This window comes from Anaerotruncus sp. G3(2012) (genome assembly GCF_000403395.2).
In the GTDB taxonomy this organism is placed as follows: domain Bacteria; phylum Bacillota; class Clostridia; order Oscillospirales; family Ruminococcaceae; genus Anaerotruncus.
The window spans coordinates 24,229-34,337 of record NZ_KE159677.1 but is presented as its reverse complement, the minus strand read 5'-3'; the positions used below and the strand labels follow the sequence as shown (position 1 = coordinate 34,337).

10 protein-coding genes are annotated in these 10,109 nt (G+C 56.9%); 5 read left to right on the top strand and 5 right to left on the bottom strand.

The annotated features are described in order from the left end of the window. Positions 1–427: 427 nt before the first annotated feature. The 3 genes from cdd to C814_RS18365 are packed head-to-tail and all read left to right on the top strand — an operon-like array spanning position 428 to position 3,251. Complete coding sequence (cdd, locus tag C814_RS18375; RefSeq protein ID WP_016316920.1) at positions 428–838, top strand: cytidine deaminase; 411 nt, start codon at positions 428–430, stop codon at positions 836–838. Between the two features lie 19 nt (positions 839–857). Then, complete coding sequence (locus C814_RS18370) at positions 858–2,180, top strand: thymidine phosphorylase (protein ID WP_016316919.1); 1,323 nt, start codon at positions 858–860, stop codon at positions 2,178–2,180. Between the two features lie 18 nt (positions 2,181–2,198). Beyond that, entirely contained in the window at positions 2,199–3,251 is a 1,053-nt protein-coding gene (locus tag C814_RS18365) for an acyltransferase family protein (protein WP_016316918.1), read from the top strand. 472 nt (positions 3,252–3,723) lie between these two features. On the opposite strand, the gene C814_RS18360 is transcribed toward C814_RS18365, so the two are convergent. Beyond that, positions 3,724–4,914: a CCA tRNA nucleotidyltransferase gene (locus tag C814_RS18360; protein WP_016316917.1), complete on the bottom strand. Its 1,191-nt coding sequence runs from the start codon at positions 4,912–4,914 to the stop codon at positions 3,724–3,726. 71 nt (positions 4,915–4,985) lie between these two features. On the opposite strand from C814_RS18360, the gene C814_RS18355 reads away from it, so the two are divergent. Continuing rightward, on the top strand, positions 4,986–5,435 hold the full coding sequence (locus C814_RS18355) for a C-GCAxxG-C-C family protein (RefSeq protein WP_016316916.1): 450 nt from the start codon (positions 4,986–4,988) through the stop codon (positions 5,433–5,435). A gap of 292 nt (positions 5,436–5,727) precedes the next feature. Here C814_RS18355 and C814_RS18350 read toward each other — a convergent pair whose 3' ends face one another. The 4 genes from C814_RS18350 to C814_RS18335 all read right to left on the bottom strand — a co-directional run bounded on the left by C814_RS18350 (position 5,728) and on the right by C814_RS18335 (position 8,683). Then, the gene (locus tag C814_RS18350) at positions 5,728–6,861 is read right to left on the bottom strand and encodes a DUF4367 domain-containing protein (RefSeq protein WP_016316915.1); all 1,134 of its coding nucleotides are present in this window, start codon (positions 6,859–6,861) and stop codon (positions 5,728–5,730) included. Continuing rightward, entirely contained in the window at positions 6,858–7,412 is a 555-nt protein-coding gene (locus C814_RS18345) for an RNA polymerase sigma factor (protein WP_016316914.1), read from the bottom strand. The genes C814_RS18350 and C814_RS18345 overlap by 4 nt, the downstream gene beginning before the upstream one ends. 151 nt (positions 7,413–7,563) lie before the next feature. After that, positions 7,564–8,214 (bottom strand): HAD family hydrolase, encoded by a 651-nt coding sequence (locus C814_RS18340; RefSeq protein WP_022788531.1) that lies wholly within the window; start codon positions 8,212–8,214, stop codon positions 7,564–7,566. A gap of 7 nt (positions 8,215–8,221) precedes the next feature. Continuing rightward, on the bottom strand, positions 8,222–8,683 hold the full coding sequence (locus C814_RS18335) for a NanQ anomerase/TabA/YiaL family protein (RefSeq protein ID WP_016316912.1): 462 nt from the start codon (positions 8,681–8,683) through the stop codon (positions 8,222–8,224). Positions 8,684–9,306: 623 nt separating this feature from the next. On the opposite strand from C814_RS18335, the gene C814_RS18330 reads away from it, so the two are divergent. After that, the gene (locus tag C814_RS18330) at positions 9,307–9,495 is read left to right on the top strand and encodes a hypothetical protein (RefSeq protein WP_016316911.1); all 189 of its coding nucleotides are present in this window, start codon (positions 9,307–9,309) and stop codon (positions 9,493–9,495) included. The last annotated feature ends 614 nt before the right edge of the window (positions 9,496–10,109 follow it).

The following is a 10,109-nucleotide window of genomic DNA, read 5'->3' as shown; positions in this document are numbered from 1 at the left end:
TCGCGCGACGCCCCCTCAGTTTGCCTTACGGGCGAGGGGTCGGTGCCCCCTCCCCGTAGGCCCCACCCCGATGGGGCAAAGTGCGCTTTTTACCTGTTTTTTATCCAAAAGTTTCGTCCACCTTTTCAAAGGTGGCGGGGTCGAGGGGCGGAGCCCCCGACGCGCTCCGCACTGCGAGCCGCAGCGAAGCGTTTCGAGCGCAACCCGCCGAAGGCGGGCTCTTAGCGCGAGATGAGCGCGGAATACTTTATCCTGTGAAGCGCGTTTTTCGGGTGAATTGCCGCGAAGCGGCAAGAGGGGGCTTTTTGCAAGAGAAAAAGCCCCCTGCCTAAATAGGGTTCTAAGCCGCCAAAAGCGCCCTGCAGGGCATAACCCGGAAGGGTTCCTGAAAGATGGCCGGCAGTTCAAAAAAGAAGGAGGCAACCGAATGGATTATGCTGCATTGGTGCGGGAGGCATTTGCTGCGCGGGAAAATGCCTATGCGCCCTATTCTGATTTTCTGGTGGGAGCTGCTCTGCTCGCGGAAAACGGGAAGGTCTACCGCGGATGCAATGTTGAAAATGCGGCGTTTACCCCCGGCTCCTGTGCCGAGCGCACCGCGCTTTATGCCGCGGTCGCAGAGGGGGTGCGCCGGTTCCGGGCGATCGCGATTGTGGGAGCCAAACGGGAGGCAGGGACGTTTGCATTCTGTTTTCCCTGCGGGGTTTGCCGGCAGGCGCTCTCCGAGTTCTGCCAGCCCTCGTTTGAAGTGGTTGTTGCCAAAAGCGAAACCGACTATCAGGTTTACCGTCTGGACGTGCTGCTGCCCCACGGGTTCGGCGGGGACAGCCTGAACTGAATAAAAAGGGGGATTCATCATGCGTATGTACGACCTTATCCGGAAAAAACGGGATGGGCTTGCGCTTACCGGGCCGGAGATCGGGTTTTTTGTCGATGGCTATGTGCGGGGGGAAATCCCGGACTACCAGGTATCGGCGCTGCTGATGGCAGTTTGTCTGCGGGGGATGGATCAGCAGGAAACCGCCCTGCTGACCGGCTGTATGGCCCGTTCGGGGGAGATGGCCGATCTGTCATCGGTGCCGGGAATCAAGGTGGACAAACACAGCACCGGTGGCGTGGGGGATAAAACCACGCTGGTCTGTGCGCCGATTGCGGCGGCATGCGGCGTGCCGGTTGCCAAGATGAGCGGGCGCGGCCTGGGGCATACCGGCGGGACAGTGGATAAGCTCGAGTCGATCCCCGGGCTGCGTACCGCAGTCGGGCGGGAAGAATTCCTGCGGATGGTACGGGAAAACGGGATTGCACTGATCGGGCAGAGCGGGAATATTGCGCCTGCGGACAAAAAAATCTATGCCCTGCGGGATGTGACGGCAACGGTCGAAAGCCTGCCGCTGATCGCCTCGTCGATCATGAGCAAAAAACTCGCCGCCGGTTCGGACGCGATCCTGCTCGACGTCAAAACCGGCAGCGGGGCTTTCCTGAAAACGCTGGAAGGGTCGGTCGCGCTGGCGCAGGAGATGGTGGGAATCGGGGTGCGCAACGGGCGCAGGATGGCCGCGCTTGTCACCGATATGGACACCCCGCTTGGCCATGCAGTGGGCAACGCGCTCGAGGTGGCGGAGTCGGTCGCGGTCCTCAAGGGACACGGGCCTGCGGATCTGACCGAATTGTGCCTGCTGCTTGCCGCGGAGATGCTTGTCCTTGCCGGGAAAGGTTCGCTGGAAACCTGCCGCAAACTGGCCGGGGACGCGGTTTCCACCGGACGCGCATTTGAAAAGCTGCGTGTGATGGCGATGGCACAGGGCGGGGATGTCTCGGTGCTGGACGATCCCGGACGGTTCCCAAAGGCACCGGTGATACAGGAGGTGCGCGCTGCGCGGGATGGGTGGGTCACCCGTATCCAAACCGAGCAATGCGGGATTGCGTCGGTTGTGCTCGGCGCGGGAAGGGAGCGCAAGGAGGACCCGATCGACCCATCGGCAGGTCTGATGCTGGTGAAAAAGGTGGGGGACCGGGTACAGCAAGGGGAGACGCTTGCGTGGATGCATACCGCGTGTCCGGAGAAGCTGCCCGAGGCGGAAGTGCTCCTGTCAGGCGCGTACGAGCTTGGGGAGGCACCGCCTCCGCCGCATAAGCTGGTCTATGCGCGGATTACCGCCGACGGGGTGGAGCTGCTCTAGCAAGGAGGTTAGGGGACAGTGAGAAAACCCTTCGTTGACAACCTGCGCGGCATGGCGGTTCTGCTGCTGTTTCCGGTGCACACGTTTATGGTCTGGAACGACTTTGGATCAGGGTTTTATATCTGGGCGGGAGCGGACCGACGCCTAAGCACCTGCATCGTCCTGATCAACCCATGGCTCATGCCGCTTCTTTTTGTTCTGGCGGGGATAAGCGCGCGTTATGCGCTGCAAACGCGGACGGTCAAGGCGTTTGTGGTGCAGAGAACCCGGAGGCTGCTGCTGCCGTTCATCGTTGGGACAACGGTTCTGGCGCCGCTTCAGACCTGGTATGCGAGAAGGTACTTTGACCATTATGAAGGCGGTATCCGGGCGCACTGGAGCTGGTTTTTCACCCACCTCACCGACTTGAGCGGCTATGATGGCGCATTCACGCCGGGGCACCTTTGGTTTATCCTGTTTTTGTTCCTGATCTCGTTGGCTGCACTGCCGGTTTTACAGGCCATACCGTATGAAAAGTGCTCGGAATTCGCACAGAAAATCCCGGTGCCGGCAATCCTGCTCCTGTTCATCCCGGTCTGGCTGATGTATCATCTGGGCAATTTCAATGGGTTCAGCATCGGGAAGTATTTCACGCTGTACCTGATAGGCTACTATCTTTTGAGCAATGATACGGTGACAGAAAAGCTGGAACAGCATAAAAACCGGCTGATATGGCTGTGGGGGATCGGTACAGCCGTTTCAGCCGTATTGTACGGCCGGTTTTCCTATTACGGTGATGTATGGGTTAATCTGACCGGCTGGATTTCTGTCCTGGCCCTGCTGGTCCTGGGGAAAACGGTCTGGAACAGGCGTTCCGGATTCACAGTGTTCTCGGAAAAATGCTCCTACCAGATTTATCTGCTGCATCTGCCGATTCTGGTTGCGGCTGCATACCATGCGGCAGGACGGTTTCACAGCGTCATGGCGCAGGTGTTGGCGATCTGGATGGGAAGTTTGGTTTTGACAGTGTCCGCCTGTTTGCTGCTGAAACGCATCTTTGCTGCGGCAGCCAGCCGGAGTCGGCGCGTATAGTCCGGGCCAGCCGGCATAAAACAACGGCTTGGGAACCTGTTCTGTATCTTAGAACCCGTATTCACAACCATTCGATACCGTCTGAGCGGGTCTTTTGCCGGCCTGCCGCGTTGAAAAATCTTGCAATACACAAAGGATTGTCTGCGTTTTTTCGCCTTGCAGGGCAGCAAAATCCCTCGCCCATCCGGCATCCTCTGATTATGAATACAGGTTCTTAGTTTGGGGAAAAAGCGGCACCCGGCCCGGAAGGGAGGGGCCTGCGGGGAGGGGTCGCTGACCCCTAGCCCGCAAGACAGCCCGCAGGGGCGTCGCGGCGTATGCCGCGCTTCGGGCTTGAAAGCCCGAGCAGCCCCGAGGAAGGCGCTTTGCGCCTGTCAGTTTGGTCTGGAACCAAACTGACGCTGTCCCACTGCCCCTCGACCCCGCAATTTTTTGGAAAAAATTGAGTAAAACTTTAGATGCGTAGCAGGTTCTAAGGCGCACCTCGGGTATCGTTTGCAGTGGCTGCCCGCAGTAGTTCAGATTTCTGATTCGGAAGCCGGCCTTCGACCACCTGCATAAGTAGGAACCGCAGAGTCTCTCCGAGTTCCCGCCCTGCCGGGATTCCAGCCGACAGCAGGTCGTGCCCATCTACAGCCAGCATCCCCAGATTCCAGCAGTCCCCATCCGCCAGAATCCGTTCCAGCCAGTGACACGCTGGCCCGGTTTCACGTCCCAACGCCCCCTGAAATGCCAGTAGGTCGCGTAAGGGCTGCACCCCCAGTTCGGAAACAAGCTGCCGTATCCCCGCGCGGCTGGATGGGAGTGGTTGGTCACGGCGGGAGAGCAGCGCTGTGACCGTCCGGCGTGCAGCGCGGTCCGCTTTCAGGCGGAGCAATACGGCATCCGCCTGGGCAGGGGAAAACGCGTGCATCAGCATGGCAAGCCGGATGCCAGGCAGGGCGGGCAGCGGATGCAGCCGCATTCCGTCGGGGGAAAAATGATCGATAAGCAGCGCGATAACCTCTGGAAACTGCTGGATCACGGTGTCGGCGGTTTCGCCGCAGACCAGTTTGCAAAGCTCGGTGAACAGGCGCTCGGCAGAGACCTTTTCCAGCAGCTGGCGATGGCTGCGTAGGGCTTCGGCAGTTGCGGGGTCGATCGGGAATCCCAGCACCGAGGCGAACCGCAAGGCCCGGACGATCCGGAGCGCGTCCTCCTCAAACCGGAGACACGGGTTCCCGACCGCGCGAATGACCCTGCGGCGGAGGTCACCCACCCCGTCAAACCGGTCGACAATCCCGGTATGGGGGGAGTAGGCGAGCGCATTGACGGTGAAATCCCGCCGCGCAAGGTCGTCTGCCAGATGCGGGGTAAAGGTGACCTGTTCCGGATGCCGCCCATCCCGGTAACCGCCATCCACCCGGAAGGTGGTGATCTCCACCGGTTGGCTATCTGAAACAACCGTAATGGTTCCATGCCTGCGCCCGGTTGCGAGCACCCGCCAACCGGCAAAGACCGTTTCCATCTGTTGGGGGAGAGCGGAAGTTGTGAGGTCCCAGTCGTCCGGCTTCCGCCCGAGCAGGCTGTCCCGGACGCAGCCGCCCACGCAAAAGACCTCAAATCCAGCGGCTTCCAACCGTCCCATCAGCGGCTTTACCGATTCCGGCAAGCGAATCTGCATATAAAATCCCCCTTCCTCTGGATATGATACCATAAATCTGGTAGAATGGACAGAAGAAAGGGGAGATTTCGTTGGGTACCTATGGAGAACGGGCGGAGCGGCTGTTTCTATCAGGTTATAACTGTGCGCAGTCGGTTGTCGCGGCATACGCGGAACAACTGGGGATGACGGTGGAACAGGCGGCGCGGCTGGCCTCGGGATTCGGCGGCGGCATCGGAAGGCTGCGGGAAACCTGCGGCGCAGTTTCAGGGATGGTACTGATTGCATCGGCGCTGCGGGGATACGAGTCCCCGACCGATCAGGAGGAAAAAAAGCGCACTTACGCAATGGTACAGCAGCTGGTGGAGACATTCCGCATCAAAAATGGAGCGATCCTTTGCCGGGAGCTGCTGGGTGAAGAGGGTAAGGATTCGAATCCAAATGCCCCTTCTGCCCGGACCGATGCTTACTACGGCAGGCGGCCTTGTCAGCACCTGGTGGCCTGTGCGGCTGATCTGCTGGAATCTGTTTTATCTCTTTAGCAAGTTTTTCTGCAAAAAAACTCCCCTTGGCTCTGACTGCAAATCAAAGCCAAGGGGAGTTAGAGTATTTCCTGTTTGTCTGCCCATCAGACGTTTTTTTAGTGTTCCCGGCTCCGCACAATCACAGACAGGTCTGCTGCGCACCTGAAAAGAAGCCGTATTCACAGCCACTCGGAACCGTCTGAGCGGGCCTTTTGCCGGCCTGCCGCGTTGAACAATCCAAAGCATTGCCTGCATTTTTTCGCCCTGCGGGGCAGCAAAATCGGCATCCCCTGATTATGAATACAGGTTCTTAGTTATAGCTGCAAACAGTGACCTGCTGACCGGTACGCGCAATCAATACGAGCCTGACAGTTCCATCCGCGTCCTGCCGCACCTCGAGGGCAGCCCCATTTCGCCCAAAAGAGGAATGGGCGCGCAGAAAATCAAGCGTATAATGAATCCGCTGTCCATCAAAATAAAGTTCCTTGATGACCGGATCTCCGGGCTGGAAACTCTCGATCTGCTCCTGTCGGGCTTCCTCCACTGTTACGGTAAAATCCGTAATTCGGACAATATATGGCTCTTCCGCATCAATCGCCGCCAACAGGCTGCTGATCTCCCCGGCATTCTGCACGCCGCCATCGGTGATGACAACATCCCCATTCTGCATCGCCTGATTCACAGAATAATCCTCCTGCAAGGTATAGGAAGGGACTGCCAGCTCGGGTGGGTGATAGCTGCTCTCCGGTGCGATGGTTACGCTCTCCGCAATCTGGATGGTCTCCTCCATTGAGAGCTGGGTAATCAGCATATAGTTGTAATAGTTATCATTCCAAAGGACAAACTGCATGTCCCCATTGGTCATCTTATGTCCCGGATAACCGTTCAGGTCAAACGGGACCAGTTCGGAACCTTCGGTGTTGATCCCGACACTGCGGGCGAACCCTTCCTTGGCGTTGACTGCCTGCTGGAAGTTGATCATTTTGTCCTCCGGAGTGGTGAACACCATATCGTTGCTGCTCGCGTCCAGCCACTGGCGGGTCAGCTGGTAGCCCTCGGGAAGGTAGGCCGGGCGATGCTCTGTCAGGACAAACTGGCTGTCCAATACCCCACTCCCGTCCTTGGATTCGAACAGGATTTCTGAATAGTCGGCGTGTTTTTTCTCCACCATCTCGAACAGGGTTTCCCGCCATGCGTCCACACTGAGCACGAGAACCGAAAGTCCCACCATTGAAACCACCGCGAATGCAGCCGCACGCCTGCTGAATCGGGTCCAGTTGAAACGACGTTTCTTCTGCTGGCGGCAAAGCACCTCCATCTTTTTCTCAAAAAGCTCCGAAAACGGGTGATCCAGTTGGCTGTCGTCCGGAAGTGGGGCGAACGAGAGATCCCTCGCCTGCGCGGCCGCGCGCCCCAGCAGCTGTTCCAGTTCGTCATCCATCATATGCGGTTCACCCCCTCGCGCTCCAAAATTTCCTGTAGCTTTTTTCGCGCCCGCTGCAAGCGCTTTTTGACGTTCTCCTCCGTAAGCCCCAGCATCGAGGCAATCTCAGCAGTGGAATACCCGTTGTCGTACTTGAGCAGCAGAACGCTCCGGTAGCCATCCGGAAGGCGCGCCATCAGCTGTGCAAGATGCAGGCTCCCTTCTTTTGCCTCCAGTTCGTCCGACGGAGACGCCGCTTCATCCGGCGTCCATTCCGCCAGCTCGTCAAGCGAAAGGGCAAGCTGTTTTTTCCGGCTGTTGTACAGGTTGATAGCAACATTCCTCACTATAATAACCACGAAACTCCTGGTTTGGGGACAGTGTACTTCGCCAATTTTACCCATATGGTTCAGAATCCGTATGAACGCCTGGTGAACCGCATCCTCGGCCATCGCGGGGTCTTTCAGGATGCTGTTCGCGGCGTAAAACATGACCTGCCGGTAGGCAAGATAAAGCTGTTCAAACTTGTTTTCTTCTGCATGGCTTCCAAGCCATGCACCTGCTGCCAGCATTTCCCGCCCCCTCCCTTTTATGACCGTTCCAGAGATCTCTACTTAAATATTCTTGATTATAACACAGAACGTTCACAAAGGAAAGCCCGGGGGACAAGAAGCAGGAAGCCTTTCTGCAGCTCCCTGCGATAGATATACAACCCCCCTGGGTTTACCAGATATCAAGAAACGGGATTACCTCTTCGAGCGTCTTGACACACGCGCGGTACATCGTGCGGAGCCGGTCGTCCGGCGGGGTCAGGTCGGGGACCATCACAGTCATGCAGCCTGCGCGGAACCCGGCTTCCACCCCGCTGGGGCTGTCCTCGAGCACGATACATGAGGACGGTTCCGCGCCCAATTTTTCAGCCGCTTTCAGAAAAATTTCCGGTTCCGGCTTGGAGTGGACCACTTCATCCCCGCAGACCGCTGCCGGAAAAAAGTCCTCCACACCCGCAATTTTCAGATAGTCAAATGCCGTGGAACGGCGGGTAGAGGTCGCGAGCGCAGTGGGGATTCCCCGTTGTTTCAGGGTATCAAGCAGACGCAGCAGACCGGGCTTGAGCGGCATCCCTTCGGTACGGACAACCCGATCCACGTAGGCGAACCGGATTGCACGCGCCTTTGGAAAATCGAACGAAGGACCGAAAATCTCCGCAGCAACCGCCTTGCCGTCAGTTTCATTGCGGCCGCGAATCCGGCTCACAAATGCCTCAGTGATCGGGAAACCAAGCTCTTTTCCCGCCTGCTGCCAGCCTGCCTGTCCGAGCCGTTCGGTGTCGAACATCAGGCCATCCATGTCGAATAAAACGCCTTTTACCATCGTCTGTTCACACCCGGACCTTTACTACAATCTTGACAACCGGTTTCGGCTCCCCTGCGGCACAGCGGGGTTTGTGGGCATCCTCGGGCGGGACGATCGCAAGGTCACCCTTTTTCAGCAGGATATAGCTGGCGGCCAGCGGGTTTTCCGGCTCGGCGTGGAAGGTCATGTCGTTTTGTGCATCGTAAGGTTCGCTCGATACCAGATCGCGCGGGACGTAGCCGAACAGTTCTTCCCCTTCAACCATAAACTGGATGTCAAAGAAGCGGTCATGGCTCTCAAAACGGGCCTGCTCTTTGGGCATAGTGGTGTATCGCTGCACATTTGCGACCACATCCTCCCCGTCGATCGGATGGCTGCCGGTCTCCAGCTGGGCGAGATCGTCGCGACGCAGGAAAGCATATGCCTTCTGGAATTTTTCTGCGAGATAGTCGTATTTCGGCGCAAGGTTCAGGGAAGTGGTTAACATCTGAATCCCTCCATTTTTTAGGATGCTATCGTTGTAAATTAGCTTTGACGGGGATTAGGGGCTGTTTGAAAAATCGAAATAGTCGTCTTTTTCTACAAAAAGCGGCAGCTGCCGCGTCAAAAATGCGCGGAATACAGCAAGTATTCCTGTGCTTTTTTCCTTGCAGCCGCTCACTTTTTGCGAACCATCCGTCTATTTCTCTATTTTCAAACAAGCCCTAAAAACAGTCTGGAAAAACTGTTAAAAAACCCAATAAGCAAAATACACCTGAAATTATATTTTTTGGTGAATGGAGCAGCCTCCGAGCAACGGCCCCAATATTATGGTTATTATACCACATTCCCCTGTGCGGGAGAATATCTATTTTACAAATTTCCGATACAGATTCAAAAATTTCCTCTGCGGCGGCTCTGTATAATCTGTCCGCCCGGTTTCATACTATAAGCGGACAACTTCACAGCCATTCTTCCGGAAGCCGGCGGTATAATGCCGACGGGAGCCGTGAAAATCGGTTGTTGTCCAAACTGCACAGCCTACGACGGGCACCGCCCGTCCGCTTGAAAAAAACCGGATTTTTTTCAAGTGATTAAGAATGTATTCCTGAAAGAAAAGAGGTGAACAAAATGGCTCAGAACAAGGCAAACAACAAGGCCACCAACAAGGCGCAGAACAGCGCATCCAATACCACGAACAATGCGTACGGCAACACCACTTCCAACTCGGTTTCGAACAACACCGGCCGCAACGCTTATTCCCAGAAAAGCTCGCAGGCGAAGAAATCCGGCAGCAATGCAACCGACTGTAGCCACTAACTTTTCCTCTCTTTTGACGGTCAGCGCGCCTTACCTTTTCAAAAGGATCACACCTTATTGAAATGGCAGGCAGATATCCGCAAAATCCGCGGAAAGATGCTGTTGGCCGCTGACGATGCAATCCGAATCGGGGCCATGAAAAGCGGCCTTCTGCGATGCTTGGCACCGCAGGCTTGAAAACGGCCTTTTCACCGTTTTCAAGCGATTGAAGGATGCACAATCGAAAAACCAGATTGATCCGAAACTCCCTCCGAGTCCGCATGACCCGGAGGGAGTTCTTTTCTGTAGAGGGCCATGTCTTGCGGCAAACGGAAACGGATCGAACCGCCCCGCTTGCCGGGGTGGGGCCTGCGGGGAGGGGTCGCTGACCCCTAGCCCGCAAGACAGCCCGCAGGGGCGTCGCGGCGGCAGCCGCGATCTCGGCCTAAGAGCCGCCTGTGGCGGTTGGCCTCGAAACGCTCGCTGAGGCTTGCAGTCCGGGCCGTAGACCCAAGAAGCCCCGAGGAAAGCGCTTTGCGCCTGTAAGTTTGGTCTGGAGCCAAACTTACGCTGCCATATTGCCCTTCGCCCCCACAATTTTTTGAAAAAAATTAAGTAACACTTTAAATTGTGAA